Genomic DNA, 23,015 nt, shown 5'->3' with positions numbered 1-23,015 from the left:
ATGGTTCAGCCCTCTCTCTTCTGCACTGATTCCGCGCCCCTGTTGAGCGGTGACGAGGGAGAAGTCAGTTACTACCCGAACGTCATATCATCGGAAAAGGCGGCTCAGTGGTTTGCTTATTTCCATGAACACATGGCATGGCAGGCCGAGCGTCGTCAAATGTATGACCGAGAAGTCGACGTCCCAAGACTTCATACCCATTTTTCGCTGAGCGACAACGTGGACCCGCCACTGCGTGAGGCCTTCGGCTTAGTAAGCCACTATCTCCACACGCCTTTCAACAGTGTCGGTATGAATCTGTATCGGAATCAGCACGACAGTGTGGCTTCGCATCACGACAAACTCGAATTCCTCCGAGCCGGTCAGCCCATTGCGATTCTTTCACTGGGCGCCACACGTCGAATGGTTATCCGCCAAAAGAAAGTGTCTCGTCGGCACCTGAACTTCGATCTGGAAGAGGGAAGCCTCCTTGTGATGTCGTGGACAAGCCAGTTGCACTATGACCATGGCATACCCAAGGAACGTGACACCGTCGGGCCACGAATCAGCCTCGCATTCCGTGTAAGCGGAACGTAAGGTCGAGCTACCAATTCGAGACCAGCCCATTTAGTTTGATGGGCCACCCATCACAGGAAGTATGGCTCCGGATATGTAACTGGAGCAGGAAGGCGCGGCAAGGAAGACATAAGCAGGCGCGATCTCCTCTGGCTGTGCTGGACGCCCCATGGGGCTCGATTTGCCGAAATCTTTTATTTTCTTGGATGATTGATCGGCGGGGTTGAGTGGCGTCCAGACGGGTCCCGGTGCCACCGCATTGACGCGGATGCCCTTAGCGACGAGATTTCGCGCAAGCGCTTTGGTGAACGCGTGGATGCCGCCTTTGGTCATGGAGTAATCGAGCAGATTTTCGTTACCGAATAACCCCGTCTCCGAACCGGTATTGATGATGCAATCACCGCTTGTAAGATGGGGAAGCGATGCCTTGGCCATGTGGAAGTAGCCGAACAAATTTGTTCTCAAGGTTAGGTCGAAGTGCTGTTCGGTAATGTCTTCCAATTGATCCGCATGCTCCTGAAAGGCTGCGTTATTGATCAGGATCGATAGTTTTCCGAGCTTCTTGATGGTCTTCGCAACGGCTTTCTTGCAAAAACTGAAGTCCCGCACGTCTCCATCTATCAATAAGCATCGGCGACCTTCGGCTTCTACGTAATCCCTAGTTTTTCGAGCGTCCTTATGCTCATTCAAATACACAATGGCTACGTCTGCCCCCTCCCGTGCGAAAAGCACCGCAACAGCGCGGCCAATACCCGAGTCGCCACCGGTGATAATGGCGACGCGACCGTCCAGTTTGCCGCTGCCATGATAAGCAGCGGCTTCAAACTGCGGCGCTAGAACAAGATCAGCTTCCAAGCCAGGCTTTCGTAAATGCTTCTTGGGTAATGGATTGGTCGGATAATTTTTTGCACCGGCTTGTGCCGGCTTTTTGGCTTTCTTTCGACTGTTCTTGGTTGCGTCTTTTGCATCCGTCGCACTCTGGATTCGGCGTTGCTGGCGCGCCGTTTTTAAAGCAGCCCTTTTTGTTGATGCCATGCTTATCTCCACCTTTCCGCTGTTACCCGATCGAGCGACGGGTGCAGCGTCATCATCAGCCACATGAAATGAAAGCCACGTCGCATGCGAGAGAGCAAAACGTGAAGGCAGGTCTCCTTCTCACCGCCTGCAATGAGTATTGGTCTGTGCATCTACCTCGGAATGAAAATAGGCGATTCGGCGAAGCGTTAGAGAGATTGAAGGCGGAGATGGCCGACCTAAAGTTCTCGGTACTTTCACAGACGCGGTCGCACTTTAGCGGCAGTTGCCGGAGGCCACCCATGCTTCAACTCAACCCGCCCATTCCGATGAATACGCCTAAAGGCGAAGGGTTTGCTCACGTGATGCTCGATTACGGCCCGGAGTCTGATCTGTATTGGGTCGTGCTGATCACAGAAACCGGTGAAATCTGGACCTATGCCAATCGCTACGTGCGAGCGTCAAAAAACATTACGCTCGGACGAACAAACCCTACGCTTCCTATGACCCCAACGGTGGTCGAACGCACCCCGATGAGGCCGCGCGCCGTGGAAACATCGGATAACGCGTGAGTCTCCACGACTACCAGCGCAAACGCGATTTCAGCAGAACCTCGGAACCCAGTCCCGATGGTCCCAAAGGGAAAGCGAGCCGCGCGATCTTTGTGGTCCAGCTGCATCATGCCAGTAGCCGTCATTTTGACTTTCGCCTCCAAGTTGGCGACACCCTGAAAAGTTGGGCCGTGCCCAAAGGCCCCAGTTATGATCCCGCGGTTAAGCGTCTCGCGGTCGAGGTGGAAGACCATCCTGTGGCCTACGCCGATTTTGAAGGCGACATTGAGGAAGGCTACGGCAAGGGACACGTGGATCAGTTCGACAAAGGGGTATGGGCGACACAGGGCAATCCAGAGGCCCAGCTTCAAAAAGGCCACCTTGAGTTCGAGCTGTTCGGAAAACGCCTCAAAGGTCGTTGGCACCTGGTTCGCAGCGGCCGCAAAGAACGGCAGCCGGCATGGTTCCTCATCAAAGCCAAGGACGCGTTCGCGGGTGACATCGAAGCCAACGATCTTCTGGACGCAACCATGAAGGCGAGCACTCGCAAGGCGGCGAAGACACCGATCACGAAGGTCGCTGCTAAAAAGGCAACCTCGCGGAAAAGGGCCGCGCCGAAGCCAAGGGCGGTGGGAAGCTTAGCGCTCGCGAAATCGGCAGCTAGCTTGGAAGGTGTCGTCAAGGCACGGCCAAAAGCTGAGTTCTTCCAACCCCAACTGGCGAAACTGCACGAGCATCCACCTGCCGGAGATGAGTGGATTCATGAGGTCAAATGGGACGGCTATCGTATCCTCACTACGGTCACAAATGGGGTTGTCCAGCTCTGGTCTCGCAATGGCTTGCCGTGGAACGACAAGCTTCCTGAAGTCGTCCAGGCTATCGAAGGGCTAGGTTTGTCTTCGGCGCAACTGGACGGCGAACTGATCGCGCTCGATAGCAAAGGTCATAGTGATTTCAACGGGCTGCAGAGGACGCTTTCAGGCGACGCGCAACTCCCATTGGCCTACATGATCTTCGACCTGCCCGCCTTCGAAGGCCTAGATTTATCGCGTGCGCCGTTGATCAAGCGAAAGGCATTCCTCAAACGATTGCTTGCTCACGCGTCGCATCCATTGGTCTTCGGCAGTCACAGCGTGGGCAATGGCGAGGCAGCATTTGAGATGGCCAATGAGCAGAAGCTTGAGGGCATCATCTCCAAGCGCGCGGATGGTGACTATCACGCCGGCCGTAGTGGCGATTGGCTGAAGGTTAAGCGACTGGAGAGTGACGAGTTCGCCGTCTTGGGCTATACGCATCCCAAAGGCAGCCGCACGGGTTTTGGTTCGCTTTTGTTGGCGATGCCTGATCCAAAGAATGCACGCGGATGGATCTACGTGGGCCGAGTCGGCACGGGCTTCACTGATACTCAACTGGGCGATCTCGCCAAGACACTCGCCACAAAAGGTTCCAAGCAGCCACCGGTGCCGCTCACCGCGGTCGATCCGCAACTGAGGGGTGCACTCTGGATCAAGCCAACTGCCGTAGTCGAAGTGTTTTACCGCGGCATCGGCAATCATCAGCTGCTCCGCCAGCCGAGCCTAAAAACCTTGCGCTCCGACAAAACGCCATCTGATCTGCGTGACTCCGATCGAAGCGTGCCAGCGACGAAATCATCTAGCAGACCCACGAAAAAGTCCAAGGCCATAACGACGGCGGCCATCAGAATCACACACCCGGATCGGGTGGTCTACGCCGACGAAGCCATCACCAAGCAAGATGTCGCCGATTACTACACCAAGGTCATGGATTGGTTCTTGCCCGGCGTGATCGATCGGCCGACCTCAGTGATCCGCTGTCCCGAGGGCACAGCCAAAGTGTGCTTTTTTCAGAAGCATTTGATTCAAGGTTTGCATCACGTCGGAAGCACGAAACTCAAGGAAGAGAACGGCGCACAAGCGGTATATATCTATCCGGAAAGTGCCGTCTCAGTTATCGAGTTGGTCCAATTCGGTGCTTTGGAGTTTCACCCATGGGGATCCAAGGTAATAGACACTGACAACGCCGATCGCATCGTGTTCGACCTGGACCCAGGACCTAACGTGCCATGGGATCGCGTGGTCACTACCGCACGTTTAGTGCGCAAGCTGCTCTTGCAAATGGGTTTGGAATCATTAGTGCGCACGACCGGGGGCAAAGGCCTTCACGTCGTTGTTCCACTCAAACCTAGCTGTGCATGGGACACCGTCCGGACCTTCGCCGAGGCGTTTGCCAACACCCTTGCGAACGCACACCCGCTGGAGTTAGTGGCAACGGCAACTAAAGCCAAACGTGGTGGAAAAATCTATGTGGACTACCTGCGCAATGGACGTGGCGCCACCAGTGTGGCGTCCTATTCGCTTCGCGCACGACCGCATGCGCCCGTGGCCACACCATTGCGATGGGAAGAGCTGGGCAAGATAAAAAGCGGCGCAGCGTTCACCATAAAAAACCTTCCAGCGCGCCTCGCCAGACTACACAGCGATCCATGGAAAGCTCTCGCTTCTATTAAGCAAGATCTATCAGCGGTGATGAAAAAGCTGCAGCGTTCGCAGAAAGCTTAGATCTTCCGCCTCATCCCGCCCTTCGGACAACCTTCTTAACCGCTTTCTTGGCAGATTTTCTTGGCGCAGCCTTTTTTGCCGTCTTCTTCGCTTTCGATTTAGCGCCGCCTCCGGCGCGCCTCTTGGCCGGTGTCCTTTTGTTGGTGGCCAAGCTTTTTTCCAACAGCGCCATGAAGTCGACAACGTTAGTCGACGTGCCATCGGACGCGTCGTTGTCTGCATCGTCCTTGGCGGGCGTGACCAGACCCTTTGACTTCATGCGCTTCGCGATCACTTTCTGCAATCGCTCGCGAAATTCATCTCGAAAATCGCCTGGCTTCCATTCACCCGACATCGACTCGATCAGCTTCTCCGCCATATCGAGTTCTTTCGGAGCAATTCGATATTGGGAAATCCCACCCTCGGGAATCTTGTACTCCGACACATCGATCAGCTCTTGCGGAAATCGCAGAATCATCAGGACAAGCGCCTTATCCTTTGGCATAACGGCGGACAGGTATTCCCTGGTCCGGATGATCACTCGGGCAATGCCGATCTTCCCGGTCCGCTTTAGCGTTTCGCGCAGCAACACGTAACCTTTCTCAGCCTTCTTACCAGGAACCAGAATGTAAGGCTTTTCGTAATACTCCGGCCCGATAGAAGAGGCATCCACGAAGGCTTCGACTTCAACCGCCTCTCGACCTTCAGAGGCAGCGGACTTTAGATCCTCTTTCTCCAGCACGACATAACTCCCCTTCTTGTATTCGAAAGCCTTGACGATGTCCTTCCAGGGCACCTCATCACCGGTTTCAGCGTTGACGCGTTCGTAACGGATCGGTGTTTTGCTGCGGCTATCGAGCATTCGGAAATGAAGATCGACGGTACGTGAGCCCGTCATCAGGGAGACCGGCACATTCAACAAGCCGAAGGACAGAGTGCCAGTCCAAATGGGGCGCGCCATGACCGATCTCCGCAGGGTTGGTCGCATGAAGTTAAGGACCAACCGCGTGAACCGCCTGTGACACTCGAAAGCCACTTACACAATTCTAGATCGCCGTCCGTTCACCGCCCCCCGACAGAGCCCGCACTAGCGTCCACGCCTATTGCTGCTCATGCCGAGCAACGGTAGACAGAGGGCTCCACTCATGAAGCAACCAACTGACCAAGGCAAAGCACGTTGGCCCACGTCCGAGGGCTATCTTCCAGTCCTCCCGCAAAATCCAGGCGAACCCGGGCAGCTGCCGTGCACGTGCGAGGCCGCCTGCATAGAACCCGACTGCAAAGGGTCATGTGGTTGCGAAGCATGTTGGTTGGCGTGGCTCGTTTACCACGACGATCACGCCATATGGGATGACGAGGGAAACTTGGTTTTACCTAAGGACAAGCAATTGGAAGGTCCATGGCGACGGATCAAGGAACCTGGCTTGGTGCATGCCCGCTACCATTCCCGATCAGACACGATCTGACCCTGAAAGCTCGGCGAGCCAAACGCGGCGACGAATCGATATCAAAATTTCTCGGACAATACATTGGTCTTCACGTCTTAGAGTAAGTCCGAAGATCGGTTGGAGGTACTCGGTTATTTTCTCAGAACCGTTGCGTTGTCCTCGGTGAAACCAAACTTTACAGGTGCCAGTTTCTGCGGGCGCCGCTTCGTTATCTTCCGCTACCCATTGTTCAACTATTAATCACCGGAGGTTGCGAATTTTGGGGTGAGTTTGCCATGACCGCGATACGGCGGATTCAGCCACGACATAGCTGCTTCCAACTTCGGATACTGCAAGCGACGAACGAGAATTGTTTCTCTACAAAATTTGCACAAGATTCTCTCTAGATTGCCATTCTTAGATCAGTCAGTACGGAAACGCCCCATGAATTCGAATCCTTCACAGCTTCGTTTGCGCTGCCGTCACCTTTTGATTGCGCCCCTTCTTTTGGCCAGTTCCGCATCGTTCGCCGACGTGTCGCCAGCCCTTGATCGCTTCGACCTTTCACTCGGCGGCTACTACGCCAACACCGACACCACGATCGGTGCTGGTGTCAGAAGCGGTCAGTTCAGCGCCAAAGGCGATGTGAATCTCGAACGTGATCTCGGCTTTGAAGATCACAAGACTGTGCCGCGTGTGAAGCTCGATTTTCTCATCGGTGATCATCAGGGCTTTTCGTTCGACTACTTCAGCATCAATCGTTCGAGGACCAAGACGCTCAGCGACGATATCAGCTACGGCGGCAATGACTACGACGCCTCGGCTTCGGTTCGCGGCAAACTCGATTTCGATTTCGGCAGCGCGGCGTATCGCTGGTGGTTTGGCAGTGGCAACGATGTCTTCGGCCTGGGCATCGGTGCGGCTTATTACCGTGTGCGCGCCGGCATTAGCGGCATTGCCACGCTGGATGGCGAAAGCGCCCAGGCTTCGACCAGCTATAGCGAAACCGCTGGAGCGCCTCTGCTACAGCTAGGCTGGCGCCATGCTTTCAACGACAGCTTGCGCATGTACTTCGACGCGTCGGGCGTCAAGAAAAACGGCGGCGATCTCAACGGCCATATATACAATGCCGCCCTGGGCCTGGAATGGTATCCCTGGAAAAATCTCGGATTTGGTGCGGAATACGCATATACCCGCATCAAGCTCAACGACGAGCAGGATAGCTACAACGCGAACCTGGACTTGAAGCTGCACGGTCCGTCGGCGTTCGTGAAATTCCGCTTCTGATGGCTACCGTTGAATGATTGACCTCAGGAGGTCACGGTTTCCTGACCGTGACCTTTCTTTTTGAATTGTGTCGGATCAGTTCTTCATATTCGCCATAAAACCGGGAACGCGAATAGTTTAATCGCGCGTCGATCACCTCGTAGTTTTCCCCACACAGGTCTTTCGGCAGATGGCTGGCCATCAAATGCACGTTGCCATCGCACCGAGCGAGGTTCTAGCTGCTAACTAACGGTCAGATTTTTGGCAACGTCGCTATAAGGCGCCGACGAGCAGCGGCCGAAGACCGGTGAAAGGCGACGATGACAAGAGCAAGGTCCTCGTCTTCCGCATAGAAGTAGGCGATTGGCACATTCAGTACTTGGCCGAGTTTACCTAGCGTGCTCGAATCCGGGGTGTGCTTGCCGCGTTCGTACTGATTCACGCGGGGAGAGGCGACCGAAGGATCCATACCGGCTCGGACACCGAGTTCCCGCTGGGATAAACCGGCCTCAGCCCTTGCCGCGCCTAAGCGGGCCGCAACGACAGCTTCCTTTTTGCCTCCACGCGCCACTGATACGCCTACATTCGCTGGGTGACGAGCAGCTTCGTGGGCGTGGGTTTGCCTGCATACTAAGAGTTCCTTAATATAGGGGCGCTTTTTGTCTCTCTTGCACCCATGCCCGGTGCACCGCTCTTCAACGAACCTAGGTTGCGCCGTGACTCCGAATGACTTGACCGCCAGCCTCTATTTCTCGGCGGCCGTGAGGGTGGGAGGCGATATTTCCCTGACGCGCCTGCTTCCGCTGGACGCGCTGCACAAACCGCTCGCACCGCACGATAATTTCTCCCAGCGCGTTCTGCTGTCACTTCATGCGTTGGGCGTCATCGAACCAGAACTCTCATTCGCTCACGCAGAAGATTGGCTACGGGCCCGAGACTGGATGCACTACGGCTTTGAAAGCATCGCGTGGCGTATTCGCTGGGCACCAAAAAACTGCTTACGCCAGCACGAAGAGGTGAAAGAACTTCTCAAAGACATTGAGTTGTCCGAAGAGGTCCTGCAGGCACTTTTGGCGCTCTGGGAGGATCTGGCCCAGGCGGAAGTCGCCCAGTACGCGCGCTGGAGCTTGGCCAAATCCGGCTACAACCCGGAATGGACCAATTTAGCAACCGACGTACTGCGCCGCGCGTTAGAAGGTTTCAGCGTCAACCAGGTGATGTACTTGATCTACCTGGCCATGCGCAACGTAGCAACCACACATCAACAAGGTGGTTCGGATGCCGCGCGTCTGGGTCGCGTCTTTGCTGACTCCATTGCTAACTATGCCCAGCGTGCCCATGCCGAACGCTGGACTGTTCGTGGCATGACACGACCAGCTGAGCTTCCAATGAGTACTTTGGCGTTGATTTTCGCCCACGAAGTCACGCGGCTCGACGATGAGTATCTGACCTTACGACCTTCCATGGATTCACTACTGGCAGCGATGACAAGGCATCGGACAGTTCACTAACCAAGCGAGCAAAATATTCGTAGTGTGATTGGCTGCACTATTTAACTCATCGATTCAGACCTCTTTCCACCAAGCCCGAGCCAGATCATCAACATTGCGCGAGCGCTCAACATTGCCCTTTAGGCTGAAGTCTTGATGACGGCGAGCCATTTTCCCAGCTGCGAGTTGAGGCATCACTTAAGCGCAGTAGCCGACTTCTGATTCCGGCCCCACACCAGTAGTTGCGGTTCGTTTCTCGCCAAGAACATAGCCAGCACGATGATCGCGCTCACGGTTGACGACAATCCGGGGCCCTGGGGTATGGTGCGCAATTCCCGTTTAGTCTGCGCGGTGGCAGGGGCCACCGCGTATTGCGTGCACGATAGCTCAACTCCAGGACACCATGACGGCTCCCTCACATCGACTTTCGATTCTGTCGGCGGAAGAAATCGAGGATCTCTACTCGCCGCCTCGGTTCACAGACAACGAACGCGCCGTCTATTTTGTCCTGAGCGAGGAAGAGCAAGCTTTCGTCACCTCCCGGCGCGGTGCGATAGGCGTGTACTTCATCGTGCTCCTCGGATACTTCAAAGCGAAGCGACAGTTTTTTGATCTCGATACCGAGTTAGTACATGCTGATGTCGCGTATCTCGTGGCGCGGTACTTCCCTGACATCCGCGAACGTCTTGTGCAACTGCCAAGCCGGCCCACATTGGCAGCGCTCCAGGATAAGATCCTCGAACTTCATAAGTTTCGACGCTGGCATTCGGATGTCAAACCGGCCGTCCTCAAGCGTCTGGCGCAACTCGCCATCCGCTCAACACATCCGCGCTACCTCGTTCGCGAAGCGTTACAGCATTTTGAACGTGAGAGCATCGTCCTTCCACCGTACTCTGTGCTGCAGGACTGCGTTGGCGCAGTGGTCTCCGCAGAGCGAAACCGACTTACGTTCCTTCTGAAGAAGGCGCTCACGCGCTCTGCGAAGGAGCATTTGAAAGCGTTGCTCGAAGCCGATGGTTCGATGTATCGCATCAGCGTGCTGAAGCAGGACCTCAACGATTTCAGCTACACCGCACTGAAGGAAGAGGTATCACGCAGGCAGGCGTTTCAGCCACTCCACGCTTTTGCGGCCAAGTTCATTGCCGGCGTGGGCATCTCACAAGAGAGCAGCAAGTACTACGCCTCCTTGGTCGCGTACTACACGGTATACAAGTTACAGCGCATGGAACCGCTGGTGGCACGCCTGTACCTACTGTGTTACGCCTACCATCGATATCGAGAAATCAACGACCATCTGGTCGAGGCGTTTACTGTGCGCGTGGAAAACTACGCGCGCGCGGCCCGCCAGGCGAGCGACGACGCAATGCAACAGGCTCTGATCGAGGGCAGCCAGAGCCTCAAAGCAGCTGGCGAAATCCTGAACCTCTTCGTCGACATCTCGCTTCCCGATTCAGCTAGTTTCGGAGCCATCAAGACTAAAGCTTATACATACCTCTCACCAGAGCGCATTCCGGTCGTCGCGGACTACATGCGCAACATCGCCTTCGACAAGACGGGTTTCCAATGGAAGTACTACACGTCGCTATCACTCACGATCAAGAAAAACCTACGCCACCTCTTTGTGGAACTCGACTTTGCTGGCCGTGTCGAGGATGCGCCGCTCATGGAAGCAGTTGCGTTCCTTCAGGAGCACCTCCGCCAAGGGCGCTCACCGCGCCAGATCGACGTGAGGGAATTTCCAACCACTATTGTGGCGAAGCGCTTACGCCGATACATCTTCATAAAGGACGAAGACAGCAGCAAGCGACGTCTAGATGTCGATCGCTACGAGTTCCTGGTGTATCGGCTCCTGTGCGACGCCATCGCTGGCGGCAACATTTACGTCGGGGAGAGTAATGAGTATCGACGTTTCGAAGACGATCTCATCAGCGATGAGCGCTGGAGGCAAAAGGACTCCATTCTTCGGGACCTCGCCGCACCAATGCTCAGGGCTCCGATTCAGATCACGCTCGATGGTCTACGGACAGAACTCGAAGAGCTCTATGTGCGAGTCAACGATCGCATAGTCGATCGCTCCAACGCGCACATCAAGCTACGAGGACAGGAGAAGCGTCGCTGGAACCTTATTTATCCTTCCGCTCAAGACTCCGACGAAAATCCCTTCTACAAACAGCTCCCAATTGCCGGCATTGCAGACCTCTTCTGGTTTGCAGCGCCGCGTACGGGATATCTCAAAGCGTTCACCCACGTGATCGAGCGGTTCGTAAAACAGGCTCCAGATCCCCGTGAGATCCTGGCATGCGCCACTGCGATGGGGACCAACATGGGCCTGTTGAAAATGGCTGAGGTCTCCGGCATTAGCTACTCGAAGCTGCTAAACACAGCGCGAAGTTTTTTTCGTTCCGAGACAATTCGCGCCGCTAACGACCATGTAGCCAACGCCACAGCGACGCTGTCGGCGTTTCCGCTGTTCAATATCCGCAATGAAGTACATTCCAGCAGTGACGGGCAGAGATTCGAGACACAAGTACATACTCATAAGTCGCGTTACTCACCCAAATACTTCGGACTGAAGAAGGGTGTGAGCGTCTGTACGGTTGTGGCCAATCATGTTCCGATCAATGGAACCGTCATCGGCGCACATGAGCACGAAAGCCACTTCGTGTTTGATTTGCTCTTCAATAATACGACGGATATTCGCCCAGAATGGCACTCTACAGATACCCACGGCACTAACCAGATCAACTTCCTCGCGCTGGCGTGTTACGGCTATCAGTTTGCGCCACGATATCGCGACGTGCAGTCGAAAGCCGAAAAAATCGTTGGGTTCCATGTTCCATCGCATTACGGCAAAGCGCTCGTCAAACCGGCTCGCAAGATCAACGAGTCCCTGATCATCTCCGAGTGGCCTAACATTCAGCGCATCCTGGCCTCGTTAGGGCAGAAGGAGGTCACGCAATCGACCATTGTCCGAAAGCTCAGCAGTTACGATCGACAAAACCGCACGAAGAAGGCGATGTGGGAACTCGACTCAATTTATCGCACGATCTATCTGCTCAAATTCATCGATGATGTGGAATTAAGGCAGAGTGTCCAGAAAGCGCTCAACCGCGGTGAGGCATACCATCGGTTTCGCAGAGCGATTGCGTTCGTCAATAGTGGTAAGTTCCGCGTCCAGACGGAAGAACAGCAACAGCTCTGGAATGACTGCTCGCGCTTGATAGCCAACATCATCATCTTCTACAACATGTCGCTGCTATCGAGGATCTATGATCAGATGGTAGCAACAGGTGACCTCGCAGGTATCGAATTACTGAAAGGCGTAGCGCCTGTCGCATGGCAGCACGTCAACCTATTTGGGAACCTCGAGTTCTCTGAGCGGGACGCTCACGTTGACCTTGATGCATTAGCCGCACTCTTCGCAGATCCGGCCAAATGGCTCCAGACGGCGATGGAAGCAGCGGAAACAGGTTTTGATTGAAAACCTGCCCAATTATTCAATATAAATACTTGATTTATAAGAAATATTTATCTTATTTTACATTTATGGGGGTTGGGTAAACCTGGCCAACTTCCTCGGAAGGCAGTTAAGGCTGGCACTATCTTCGAAAAGGCCCTCAATAGCTGTACAAGGTCTCGGGTTATGCGCCACCACCCAGCACTGAAACATCGCACGTCAGCTGATCTGCATCCTCATTGGCTAAGTCGATCACTGCTAGGCAATCATCCGAGAAAACTTCTGCAGGAGTTCGCGCGTCATTCGCCAACGTAGCAAAGCGTTCCGGGTTTTCCTGCACCTCCTTGAGTTTGGCGGCCCGCAGCTCAAGCGCTTGCACGCTGAGGCGTTTGCGGGGCTGATAGAGCCAGAATGCGCGTTCCCAGCCACTTTTGTCATAGCGCGGATGTAGACCAGGCTGGCGCGCCAGCGCTTCCATCAGCTCTAACAGCTGCGGGTGTACCAAGCCGCTTTTCAGAAACTGGAAAGGCGGATAGCGGTAACCGCCGCGGTCGCGCCCTGCCCAGACACCAAACATCGGCGTGTCTTCATTTCCACGATCAGAGGTGGCTTTGGACTCCGCATGGGCATTGGCGGTGAGGCCCAAGATGCTTCCAATGGTTTCGGAATCCGGCCAGTTCTGCGCGAGGAGCGTCTCGCGAAGGTTCCAGATGGCCGCTACGTCATCCGCGTTTGGCCCGAAATCAGTTGATGCATGCATGCATTTCTCCCTGACCCAAACGACCCGATTAGTGTGATTCTGCGCCTGATCGATGCTGATGAGGTAATCCCCCCACCAAATAGCTGACGCCAGAAGTGGAATTTTCTCGTAGTCTGACCCGAGGAGGTTCCATGAAAAAGTCTCGATTCACCGACAGCCAGATCCTGGCGGTGCTCAAGCAAGCCGAGGCCGGCACGCCGGTACCACAGTTGTGCCGCGAGCACGGCATCAGCTCAGCAACGTTCTACAAGTGGCGCAGCAAGTTCGGCGGCATGGACGTATCGCTGATGTCCCAGCTTAAAGAGTTGCAGGACGAGAATCGGCGCCTGAAGAAGATGTACGCCGACGCGCAGCTCAGTGCGGAGCTGCTGAAGGAGGCGATGGCAAAAAAATGGTGAGGCCATCTCAACGCCGGGAGATGGCCCGATGGGTCGTGGAGAGTGGGCGCACAAGCATCCGGCACGCCTGCCAGACGTTCGCGCTAAGCGAAACCGGCTATCGCTATCAGGCCAAGACGCGCGAGGAAAACGCGACGATCACTGACTGGCTGGTCCGGCTGACCACCGCTTATCGCGACTGGGGCTTCGGCTTGTGCTTCCTGCACCTGCGCAACGTCAAGGGATTCAGCTGGAATCACAAGCGGGTCTATCGCATCTATAGGGAGCTGGAATTGAACCTACGGATCAAGCCGAAGAAGCGACTGCTGCGTGAGCGACCAGAACCGCTGTCGGTGCCCGAGACGATCAACCAGACCTGGTCGATGGACTTCATGCACGACCAGCTCAGCGACGGGCGTAGCTTCCGTCTGTTCAACGTGCTGGACGATTTCAACCGCGAAGGTTTGGGCATTGAGGTCGACTTGTCGTTGCCATCGGCGCGCGTGATCCGCTCGCTGGAGCAGATCATAGAGTGGCGTGGCAAGCCCGTCGCGATCCGCTGTGACAACGGGCCCGAATACGTCAGCGGCGCGTTGCTGGGTTGGGCCGCACAGCGCAACATCCGGATCGATCATATCCAGCCGGGCAAGCCGCAGCAGAATGCCTACGTCGAACGCTACAACCGAACGGTGCGTTATGCATGGCTTGCACGAACCTTGTTCGACTCGATCGAACAGGTGCAGGACATGGCCACCCGCTGGCTATGGACATACAACCACGAGCGCCCGAACATGGCGCTCGGCGGCATCACGCCCATGCAGAAATTGGCGCTTGCCGTGTAGCTCCACTTTTGGTGCCAGCTAAAAATGGGGGGATTACCCTACCCCCGATAACAGCGGCTAATCGCCCTCCCCCGAGGTCCGGAATCGGCCAGAAGCAGACGTTCACAAGATGCATGTTGCCATGGCTTTCGTATCTACCCGAGCCCTCCATCAACTGCAATCGCACCGCCCGTCATGTAAAACGTCTCGGAATACGACAAAAAGAACCGCACGAGCTACCTCTTCGGCTTCGCTCCCACGTCCTAGCGGCACCTGTCCTTCATGATGATGTCTAGGGAGGTGCCAGCCCAGCCAACGGGCTCATCACCATGTCATCGCTATGGTTGGCCCATGGATATGGCAGGGAAGATTATCGACCTCCTGTCGATGCGTGGGCCCAAGGCTTCAATCTGCCCGTCAGACATTGCGCGCGCGCTGGCTGACGGTGAGATGGCGTGGCGGGCACTGATGCCAGCCGTGCGTGAGGCGGCCGCATCGTCATCACACAAGGCGATCAGCGAATTGACCCCAATGACGCCTATCGCGGCCTCGTACGACTGCGGCGACGGCCTGCATACCGATGAGCGCACGGGACACCCGCCGCCAAAGGCTATAACCGGCTTCGCCCGATACCGTTTGGATACGCACAAGCGGACCATAGACATGGCCGCCCGACTTCCACAGTCGGGCCAACCATCTAGACATACCGAATAACACGAGGCCTCATTCCAGTAACGATAACCTCCTTACGAAATTTGGCTAGCATCTATTGGATAAAAACTGCTTGCGCAATCCCCTCAATGTGAGGAGGTGTCGCCACCCCCAGGCGTTACGATGCTGGACACCGCCAGTTTCGGATTGATCCTGCGGATCGTCGGACTTTCCCCCGGGTCAGCCGTGCGGGTTATCACCGCGATCAACTGCTCCGGCGTCAGCTTGGGGTCGATCGCAAGTAGCTTGGCCGCAAGATTGGTTACCTCGGGCGCCGCCATCGAGGTACCCGACATATGGACCTTGGCACCACCCGGCACCACGCTTTCGACTTCGTAACCATCGGCGTAAACGCCGATATTCTGACCCGTGCTGGTGAAGTTCGTCTGCTGGCCCGCCTGGTCGACCGCGCCCACGACGAGCAGATTCGGCAGTTTGAATGAGGACGGGATTGTCTCCTCGAACGCGTTGTCCGAGTTGTTGTTGCCGGCGATCGTCACGAAAAGAATGTCGGGCGCGCTCTTGAGCGCCGCGTAAAGACCATCGCGCTCCATGTTGAAATAATGTCTGGCGAACGCTTTGCGCTCGTCCGGCGTCTTGCCGATTCCATTTTTTTCCAGAAGATCTTCGTAACTGGATGGGCGAGACCACCAACTCATATTGACGACGCGGATGTGATGGGCGCGGAACCATGCCACGGTATCGCGGTAGGCCGCCACATTGCGCTTCAACTCCTCGTCCGTCGGTGGCGCGGGTACTAGCCGGGTGTCGTAAGTGATGCGCGCGTTGACCAGACGAATGGCTGGGTTTCCGCTTGCCGCAATACCGGCCACATGCGTACCGTGCATGTAGGACTCCAGGCTGGAGTAAGCCTGCATGAAATCTTTCATCTGGGCTGGCGACATGGCGGAAGCCTGCTGACGGAAGGCAGCGGCCGCGGGGCTATCGATACCGGTCTGAAGGTCGGAAATGCCGTTGGAGTCGGCCACAATTTTCGAATAGACCGCTTTGTCCTGCGCTGACAATGGCGCTAGCGGCTCGTGCGTTGGACGGTAGTCAATATCGTAAGCTGGCCCCATCAACTGCTTATTATCTTTCGAAAGAAGCAACTGCCCGGGAAACAGCGACGCATCGAAGCCGGAATCCCAGATGGCTACTGGCATCGGCGTCAGCTTGGCGTCTTGCTGGAGTACCGCGTCGCGCGCAGACCAGATGTCGGCTTTCTGCACGGCGCTATGGTGGATGTAACTGTCCGTGGCTGCCACGATCTGCGTGCGGCACGGGACGATGACGTCCATGTTCGTACGTGCAGCCATCAACTGCCACGCAGGCAGGCTTGAAAGCGTATGCGAGCGATCCAACGTCGGCTCGATATCTTGCGCGGTCATACCAATGACGAAATTGTTATTGGCAACCTGGGCCAGGCCTTTCAAACGCGTTTCAGCAACGCCGACGGTCGCCCATGGCAACGCATCCAATTTCTTTGCATAGATGCTTTCGAAACTTTTTGGGCAGGTGCCCGGCGACGTGCCGTCCGCCATGCGCGCCTCTAGAAAGGCCTGCGGCGCCAGGCCCGCGATAAGGCGAGCTTCTTCTTTGTCTTGGTGTGATCGCAGTTGCTCAATCGTCGCCAATGCCGCCTTGTCTTCCTTACCCGAGGCGATCTGTGCGCCAAGCTTTGCCTGCAGCAAACCACGCAGCGTGGCGCTGTCGTGGATATCGTAATCATTGAGCACGCGATCGATGTCGACGCGCATCTGTGACACGGTGGCTTCGAACGAAGCCGGCGGCGATGAAAGCACGTCCGCGACCGTGCCTTTTATCGGATAGGAAAACTGCGGGAGATCGTCGATGGAACGCACCTCCTTCTTAGTCTGCCCGTTCGCTGCGCCCGATAGTGCCAATGTGGTCAGCGCCACGTTGATTGCCCTATTCAACTTCGACATGCTCACATCCCTCTTCTGGTGAATGCACTGCAGTAAACAAAGCTCGAAACCGGGAAATGGCCCGCTAAAAAGTGCATTGAAGACCCGAAACGGCCCCAGTAGCCTCCGCCAGGGTCGAATCAGGTAAGTCGCATGAATCGGTTTTATCCCCGGAACAGTCTTGAATAAAAACTGGAAAAGCCTGAGGAGCTGCCAATGTAGGCAGCTGCAGCTTTTCCCTTCCAAATCGTAACAACTTAATTGCGGATGTACAAAAGCCGCAAGAGATTCCCCAGACGGCTTGATTCCTATCCGAGCTGTAAAAGCCAGCGCCGAGCCAGAGCTCAGGCGCTCAGTCATGGCAACTTCAACTTATCAGCGGGATATCCCCAGTTCCTATCTCTGAAGCTACAGTCCTCCTGTATTGCGTTCACTCTAAGGCAATCTCAGGAAATCCGCATCCAGATAGTGGACCTTCACGACCGGCAGCAATGGGTCGGAAGCGGCCGCCCGCCCTACCCCCGATAACCCGCCCTAATCGACAGAGAACGCACGCGCGTTTGGTCTACACGCGTCGCTTCCGAATGAAATCGGCCGACCAAGCGATAACACTGAAGTTTGTTTTCTGGCAGCAGAGAATGCCCCGCCGTCTCAGGTACCGTAGAACTAGACTCAGGTCCGCAACCAGTTGCATGAGCTTACTGTTCTCCTCCTCCACTGCCTCAACCGGTTTCGTGTCGTAGCCGACGATCAGGCAAATGACCTAGCATCGCTCGGTCGCCAGCGCGATGGGGTATTTTCAGGCAGGCTCGGCGTCAGATAACCCCGCCACTCGATTGCTAGTATTCGCAGGCGTTTAGCATAGACCTTCGACCTCAATCATAAATCCTAGTCGCCCGTTGACTAAGTGACGATCGTCATCTAGTCTCACGTAACGATCGTTATTTAAGTATTAGTACTCATAAACGCACGTCACGTGATAGCAATTTCTTACTGGAAGCCTATAGGCATCTCTAAATCGAGCGTCTTTATAACGTGAGTGTTCTGCGTATGCCGGAGGCCAATTGATGATCAGCCTGTTTGACAGAGAAGAACACAGTGCTAAGCCTGATCGACTGAGTGATCCGAGACGCGTATTCGATTGAGTTGATGATTGGGCCGTTAGTATTGTATGTCCGATGACGTCATAGAGTATTCGCTGTTGGATCGCGCCACCCTCCAGCGTTTTGCCGGTCTGGAGATCAGCGACTAGTTGGCACTAGCTGACTTCGTTGCACGTGGTGGTCATATCATTGTGGAGTATCTTTTCACGAATAAGAAGTATTGAAAAATCTTTCAGTTTTACAATTTGTAAAGTTTCGTTGTTCGATTAAACACGTGCGGAATGACGATTCTTAACTTTCATCATTTGCTGGAATAAATGTGATGTCGCCAGATGTAGGATCTAAGACATCCCCACTTCCTGAGTTGATTCAGATGATATGGGGATTTATGGCTAGCCAGGCTATTTATGTTGCGTCTTGCCTTGGAATATTTGATTTTTTATCAAATGGTGAAAAGAGTGCAAATGAACTAGCCATAGATTGTGAAGTTAACGCGGATGCACTGGGTAGGCTGTTGAGCTTTCTCTCCTCGTTAGACTTGTTATTCGAGAATAGCAGTGGGCATTATTCTCTTACTGAACGTGGCGACTATCTACGGTCCGACCATTCACAATCTATACGAGGTATGGCTTTGCTCTATGGGCAATCTTTTTTCTGGGAACCTTGGGGCAACCTGCTAGAGACGGTCAAAACTGGGAAGCCCGCCTTCGACAAGATCTATGGCGAGGGCTTGTTCGACTACCTTGAGAAAAACCCATCTGCAGCTGCGATCTTCCATATCGCCATGGAAGGTGGCAGCAAGATTAGCTTGCAGTCGGCCCTCGACACCTACGATTTCTCCATCTTCGAGAAGATAGTGGACGTGGGCGGCGGGTCGGGGGCGTTTCTGCGTGGCATCTTGGAAAATAACACGCGGTCAAAGGGAGTGTTATGCGACTTACCTTCTGTTGTGGAGAGGGTTAAGTCAGAAGATCTACCATCTAGGATTGAAGTAGTATGCTCCGATATGTTCGTATCAGTTCCCAAAGGTGGGGATGCGTATATATATAAACGCATTCTGCACGACTGGGACGACGATGAGTCAGTGCGAATTTTGAGTAACTGTCGCAAAGCAATTGTTCGCCACGGACGACTTTTGGTTATTGAGTCCGTATTGAAACCGTCTGGCCAAGCGGATCCCGCGCGTTGGATGGATATAAATATGCTGGTTATGCTTACAGGACGAGAGCGGACCGAAGAAGATTACCGGCGTATATTCAAAGCAGCGGGTTTTACATTAACTTGTGTGACGTATATCGGTCGGGAATCGATCGTTGAAGGACGTCCGTATGAGTAGATGTCCCCTCGGCAAAGGCCTGTCTCTTTATCGCATCTCCGAGTCGACGCTTGGAAGCATTTGATACGACTCATGCAGTCGTACCCGGTCGAGCCCACAAAGTGTCCAATTATGGACGTCCCGTGCGCTTAGTGTTGGAAATATCTTCGGGTCATATTCCCTGCCGCTTTCGGCGCAGGCTTTGTTTCATGGCAATCTTGATACCTAGCAGCAAGCTGCAGGGGGATTATCCACCCAGGTTGGCTACGATCAAGCACGCTCATCATGCCGATGGAGGGGCGTGGACGGTTTGCTACGTTGCTCTATCCGCCGCAGCAACTGCCATTGCTCGGTGTTCAACACTCTGTCACAGGGAACGGACGAGTGCTACTCATTTGCGGGACGCGTATTGGCCAGTCCGCCTTCAAAATGTCGCTCGATGGATCTATGAGCGGTTTCAGGTGAGCACGCGACGCGCTTGTGGGCTGGCCTCACATTTTTTTGAATCACCTCATACAGGATCTGCTTGCCCAAGGTCAGGTCTTCGACCAATCGCTTGAGACGGCTATTCTCTCTTGCAGCTGCTGCAGTTCAGCTGCACCCATATTCGCGTACTTCTTCTTCCTAACGTAGAGCGTCGCTTCGCTGATGCCCATCGGCCGGCGGACATCGGCTACCTAGGTAGGAGTTCTTCATCTCCTAGAGATTAACTTTGACTCGCTTTTTCGACACCACTAAAAAGTAGAGTTACGGTCGCTTCATTCCAGACCCAGAAGGCTCAAAGGTGGAGCGATGAAGAAGTCACGATTTACCGAAGAACAGGTTACCTACTGCTTTCGGCTGGTCGAGTCCGACACCTGGGGTCTGATGAGCACCCGATGTTCAGTGAAGTAATAAAGTAACGCCAGCACTGGCAGCGCAAATCCGATCCATGAAGTAAACAGCCAACCAGACTTCGTGAAAGTCCACGCGCCGACGGCAGAGCCCGTGGCGCCACCCATAAAAAAAATGGCGATATATATGCCATTGAGCCGGCCTCGGTATTCTGGGGCCAAAGCGAAGATTGCCCGCTGGCCAACCACAAAATTCATCGATACCCCAAAATCGAGCACGATGGCGGCCACCACGAACATTGCTAGCCGGGTCGAAAAATCGCCCTTTCCATACGTCATCAAGAATGAGAGCGCCACAAGCAAGATCGCGAAACCTGTAAGCAGTCGACTCAGCCCCTTGTCGGCAAACTTTCCCGCAATCGGCGCTGCAATCGCACCGGCAACACCTGCCAATGCAAACCACGCAATGCCAGCTTGCGACAATCCAAATTCCGGCCCAGCCAACAATAGTGGAACGGTCGTCCAGAATAAGCTGAAGGCGCCGAACAGGCACGCGTGATAGAAAGCGCGTCGTCGTAACAGCGGCGTCTGGATAAAAAGCCGTAGCATCGACCTGAGCAATGCACCGTATGTCAGGCCGGGCTCGGGGCGCCGTGCTGGCAGCAAAAGGATCAGCACACCAGCCAGAACCGCCATGCCGATAGCTGCCAGGTAGAACACTGTGCGCCATGAGCCGAGATGGGTCAGGAAGCTCGCCGCGGGACGCGACAGCATAATCCCCAGCATAAGGCCGCTCACCACTTTTCCGAGCGCGTGACCACGCGCGGCCGGCGCGACAAGATGTGAGGCGTAAGGCATGACGATCTGCGCCGCGACAGCGCTCAACCCGATAAAGAACATTGCCAACATAAAGATCGGTGCGTGCTGCGAGATGCCGGCAACGAACAAGGCAAACGTGCTGGCGATCAAAGCCATGACGATCAGGCGTCGATTTTCAACGATGTCAGCCAGCGGCACGACAAGAATCAGGCTCACCCCATAACCCACTTGGGTCATCGTGACGATTAATCCCGCTGACTGCGGGGGCAGACCCAAGGCTCCGCTGATGGGGCCAATCAACGGTTGAACATAATAGAGGCTGGCGACGATCATTCCGCAGGCAGTCGCCAACAACAAGGTGATCCACCTCGGCAATAATGCCGTCGTTACTTCAGGCTCTAGCTGCTCGACATATGCCGTTTCTATGCATTCCGTTTCCATCTAGCGTAGCTCTTCGCTGACTATGGCGACGTCGGCGCTTACCTCTCCGACCATCATGCCGTCGTCACCGGAGAACGTGATTCCATAAAATGACTTGCCTGCGACATCGACAGGTTTCCTGCATCCAAATGGCCCGACTTGCGTACGATCAACATCGCGAGTTCCAATGATTGCTCGTAGTTGAGCCGCGGATCGACCATCGATTTATATGCTCGGGCAAGGTCGGTTTCATTGAGATCGCGCGCACCGCCGATGCATTCGGTGACTGCTTCGCCAGTAAGCTCCAGGTGCACACCGCCCAATCGGGTTCCTTCCGCGGCATGGATGTCGAACGCTTGTTCCAGCTCGCCACGAATATTGTCGAAGCGACGCGTTTTGTAGCCATTCGACGTGCTTTCGGTGTTGCCGTGCATCGGATCGGCCACCCAAAGAACGCGCCTTCCTGCACTCTGCACGGCGCGCAGCAGAGGTGGCAACCCGCTGGCAATTTGCGCATAGCCCATGCGGTGAATAAGGGTCAGACGTCCTGGTTCGTCGCCCGGATTGAGTACGTCAATCAGCCGCAGCAGCGCGTCAGGCTCCATCGAAGGTCCAACCTTCACAGCGATCGGGTTGCGTATGCCGCGAAAATATTCGGTATGAGCACCATCTAGGGCCGCCGTACGCATGCCGATCCAAGGAAAGTGCGTGGACAGATTGAACCAGCCGTGGTGACGCGGCACCTGGCGGGTCATGGTCTGCTCGTAGTGCAATAGCAAAGCCTCGTGGGACGTGAAGAAATCCACGCGTGCACAACCATCAATGGGTCCCGCCAGCGTTTCCATGAAGCGCAGCGAGTCGCCGATATTCACGACCATATGGCGATACTCGGCCGCCAGCGGCGCATGTTCGACCCAGGCTAGCTCCCAGTATTCCGGATGACGTAAATCAGCAAAGCCGCCATCGACCAGAGCACGCACAAAGTTCATGGTCAGGGCCGAATGCGCATGCGCCTGCGTTAATCGTCGTGGATCAGCGAGGCGCGCCTCGGGCGTAAAAGCCAATCCGTTGACCATATCGCCGCGGAAGCTCGGTAGCGTCACGCCGTCGCGTGTCTCGCTATCGGTCGAACGCGGCTTGGCATATTGCCCGGCAAAACGCCCTACCCGCAACACCGGCATCTTGAGCCCGTGCACCAGCACCAGACTCATTTGCAGCAGTAACTTTAACCGGTTGGAAATGATCGGGCTGACGCAATCGGCAAATGCTTCCGCGCAATCGCCACCCTGTAGCAGAAAACTTCGTCCTTCCTGCGCTTCGGCCAACGCATGCTTTAAGGCTAGCACTTCATTTGAGGTCACCAGCGGCGGAAGCTGACTCAGCTTGGTGGTTACCCGAGAAAGCTCGTTCATATCTTCGTACTGCGGCTGTTGCAAAGCGACGCGCCGCCGCCATGAGTCGGGAGCCCAGTCTTTGATGGGGTTCGCCCGTGGATAAGGGAAATTCACTGCAATCGTCACGAGCCAGGCTCCCTATTCAAGTGCGCATGCTCGTCCGCGAGAATCGCAATCGGCCCGGTTCATGCGCGTAAATTTAAATAAACAAGCTACGTA

The 23,015-nt window shown here is 55.1% G+C and carries 16 protein-coding genes; 9 read left to right on the top strand and 7 right to left on the bottom strand.

Going from position 1 to position 23,015, the window contains the following annotated elements; all coding sequences use genetic code 11:
* The gene (locus tag HDE79_RS19165; RefSeq protein WP_184604430.1) at window positions 1–576 is read left to right on the top strand and encodes an alpha-ketoglutarate-dependent dioxygenase AlkB; all 576 of its coding nucleotides are present in this window, start codon (window positions 1–3) and stop codon (window positions 574–576) included.
* Window positions 577–606: 30 nt separating this feature from the next.
* On the opposite strand, the gene HDE79_RS19160 is transcribed toward HDE79_RS19165, so the two are convergent.
* Window positions 607–1,590, bottom strand: coding sequence for an SDR family oxidoreductase (locus HDE79_RS19160; RefSeq protein WP_184604429.1), 984 nt, complete (start codon window positions 1,588–1,590; stop codon window positions 607–609).
* A gap of 281 nt (window positions 1,591–1,871) precedes the next feature.
* Between HDE79_RS19160 and HDE79_RS19155 the strand changes: the two genes are divergently transcribed.
* Both HDE79_RS19155 and ligD read left to right on the top strand, forming a co-directional pair.
* Entirely contained in the window at window positions 1,872–2,141 is a 270-nt protein-coding gene (locus HDE79_RS19155; RefSeq protein ID WP_184604428.1) for a hypothetical protein, read from the top strand.
* Window positions 2,138–4,699, top strand: coding sequence for a DNA ligase D (gene ligD, locus HDE79_RS19150; RefSeq protein WP_184604426.1), 2,562 nt, complete (start codon window positions 2,138–2,140; stop codon window positions 4,697–4,699). The genes HDE79_RS19155 and ligD overlap by 4 nt, the downstream gene beginning before the upstream one ends.
* Before the next feature lie 10 nt (window positions 4,700–4,709).
* Here ligD and HDE79_RS19145 read toward each other — a convergent pair whose 3' ends face one another.
* Complete coding sequence (locus tag HDE79_RS19145) at window positions 4,710–5,639, bottom strand: Ku protein (protein WP_184604425.1); 930 nt, start codon at window positions 5,637–5,639, stop codon at window positions 4,710–4,712.
* A 910-nt stretch (window positions 5,640–6,549) separates the two neighbouring features.
* Between HDE79_RS19145 and HDE79_RS19140 the strand changes: the two genes are divergently transcribed.
* On the top strand, window positions 6,550–7,392 hold the full coding sequence (locus HDE79_RS19140; protein WP_184604420.1) for a hypothetical protein: 843 nt from the start codon (window positions 6,550–6,552) through the stop codon (window positions 7,390–7,392).
* A gap of 232 nt (window positions 7,393–7,624) precedes the next feature.
* On the opposite strand, the gene HDE79_RS19135 is transcribed toward HDE79_RS19140, so the two are convergent.
* Entirely contained in the window at window positions 7,625–7,942 is a 318-nt protein-coding gene (locus HDE79_RS19135; RefSeq protein ID WP_184604418.1) for a helix-turn-helix transcriptional regulator, read from the bottom strand.
* Window positions 7,943–8,102: 160 nt separating this feature from the next.
* Here HDE79_RS19135 and HDE79_RS19130 point away from each other — a divergent pair, with 160 nt between their 5' ends.
* Entirely contained in the window at window positions 8,103–8,882 is a 780-nt protein-coding gene (locus tag HDE79_RS19130; RefSeq protein WP_255488506.1) for a hypothetical protein, read from the top strand.
* A gap of 382 nt (window positions 8,883–9,264) precedes the next feature.
* Complete coding sequence (locus tag HDE79_RS19125; RefSeq protein ID WP_184604416.1) at window positions 9,265–12,342, top strand: Tn3 family transposase; 3,078 nt, start codon at window positions 9,265–9,267, stop codon at window positions 12,340–12,342.
* Window positions 12,343–12,502: 160 nt separating this feature from the next.
* On the opposite strand, the gene HDE79_RS19120 is transcribed toward HDE79_RS19125, so the two are convergent.
* Window positions 12,503–13,078 carry a hypothetical protein gene (locus HDE79_RS19120; RefSeq protein WP_184604414.1) on the bottom strand — a complete coding sequence of 192 codons (576 nt, stop codon included), beginning with the start codon at window positions 13,076–13,078 and terminating at the stop codon, window positions 12,503–12,505.
* 131 nt (window positions 13,079–13,209) lie between these two features.
* Between HDE79_RS19120 and HDE79_RS19115 the strand changes: the two genes are divergently transcribed.
* Window positions 13,210–14,297 (top strand): IS3 family transposase gene (locus HDE79_RS19115; RefSeq protein ID WP_255488505.1). Its coding sequence is split into 2 segments (ribosomal slippage): window positions 13,210–13,462 and window positions 13,462–14,297, totalling 1,089 coding nucleotides; the frame shifts between segments, so codons are not numbered across the junction.
* 261 nt (window positions 14,298–14,558) lie between these two features.
* Complete coding sequence (locus HDE79_RS22115) at window positions 14,559–14,990, top strand: DUF3253 domain-containing protein (protein ID WP_343206007.1); 432 nt, start codon at window positions 14,559–14,561, stop codon at window positions 14,988–14,990.
* An 83-nt stretch (window positions 14,991–15,073) separates the two neighbouring features.
* Here the strand turns inward: HDE79_RS22115 and HDE79_RS19105 are convergent, their stop codons facing one another.
* The gene (locus tag HDE79_RS19105; protein WP_184604412.1) at window positions 15,074–17,272 is read right to left on the bottom strand and encodes a S8 family serine peptidase; all 2,199 of its coding nucleotides are present in this window, start codon (window positions 17,270–17,272) and stop codon (window positions 15,074–15,076) included.
* A gap of 1,065 nt (window positions 17,273–18,337) precedes the next feature.
* On the opposite strand from HDE79_RS19105, the gene HDE79_RS19100 reads away from it, so the two are divergent.
* The gene (locus tag HDE79_RS19100) at window positions 18,338–19,351 is read left to right on the top strand and encodes a methyltransferase (protein WP_184604410.1); all 1,014 of its coding nucleotides are present in this window, start codon (window positions 18,338–18,340) and stop codon (window positions 19,349–19,351) included.
* Window positions 19,352–20,157: 806 nt separating this feature from the next.
* On the opposite strand, the gene HDE79_RS19095 is transcribed toward HDE79_RS19100, so the two are convergent.
* Window positions 20,158–21,423, bottom strand: a complete 1,266-nt coding sequence (locus HDE79_RS19095) for an MFS transporter (protein ID WP_184604408.1) — start codon at window positions 21,421–21,423, stop codon at window positions 20,158–20,160.
* A gap of 53 nt (window positions 21,424–21,476) precedes the next feature.
* The gene (locus HDE79_RS19090; protein ID WP_343206006.1) at window positions 21,477–22,922 is read right to left on the bottom strand and encodes a 3-deoxy-7-phosphoheptulonate synthase class II; all 1,446 of its coding nucleotides are present in this window, start codon (window positions 22,920–22,922) and stop codon (window positions 21,477–21,479) included.
* Window positions 22,923–23,015 lie beyond the last annotated feature (93 nt).

The organism is Rhodanobacter sp. MP1X3 (genome assembly GCF_014207165.1).
GTDB lineage: Bacteria > Pseudomonadota > Gammaproteobacteria > Xanthomonadales > Rhodanobacteraceae > Rhodanobacter.
Note: the sequence above shows the minus strand (reverse complement) of the source record. Positions and strands in the feature narration are given on the sequence as shown.

Coding starts and splice junctions, on each gene's coding strand:
- HDE79_RS19165 (WP_184604430.1), top strand. CDS start 1: ATGGTTCAGCCCTCTCTCTTCTGCACTGATTCCGCGCCCCTGTTGAGC.
- HDE79_RS19160 (WP_184604429.1), bottom strand. CDS start 1,590: ATGGCATCAACAAAAAGGGCTGCTTTAAAAACGGCGCGCCAGCAACGC.
- HDE79_RS19155 (WP_184604428.1), top strand. CDS start 1,872: ATGCTTCAACTCAACCCGCCCATTCCGATGAATACGCCTAAAGGCGAA.
- HDE79_RS19145 (WP_184604425.1), bottom strand. CDS start 5,639: ATGGCGCGCCCCATTTGGACTGGCACTCTGTCCTTCGGCTTGTTGAAT.
- HDE79_RS19140 (WP_184604420.1), top strand. CDS start 6,550: ATGAATTCGAATCCTTCACAGCTTCGTTTGCGCTGCCGTCACCTTTTG.
- HDE79_RS19125 (WP_184604416.1), top strand. CDS start 9,265: ATGACGGCTCCCTCACATCGACTTTCGATTCTGTCGGCGGAAGAAATC.
- HDE79_RS19120 (WP_184604414.1), bottom strand. CDS start 13,078: ATGCATGCATCAACTGATTTCGGGCCAAACGCGGATGACGTAGCGGCC.
- HDE79_RS22115 (WP_343206007.1), top strand. CDS start 14,559: ATGATGATGTCTAGGGAGGTGCCAGCCCAGCCAACGGGCTCATCACCA.
- HDE79_RS19105 (WP_184604412.1), bottom strand. CDS start 17,272: ATGACTGAGCGCCTGAGCTCTGGCTCGGCGCTGGCTTTTACAGCTCGG.
- HDE79_RS19100 (WP_184604410.1), top strand. CDS start 18,338: ATGTCGCCAGATGTAGGATCTAAGACATCCCCACTTCCTGAGTTGATT.
- HDE79_RS19095 (WP_184604408.1), bottom strand. CDS start 21,423: ATGGAAACGGAATGCATAGAAACGGCATATGTCGAGCAGCTAGAGCCT.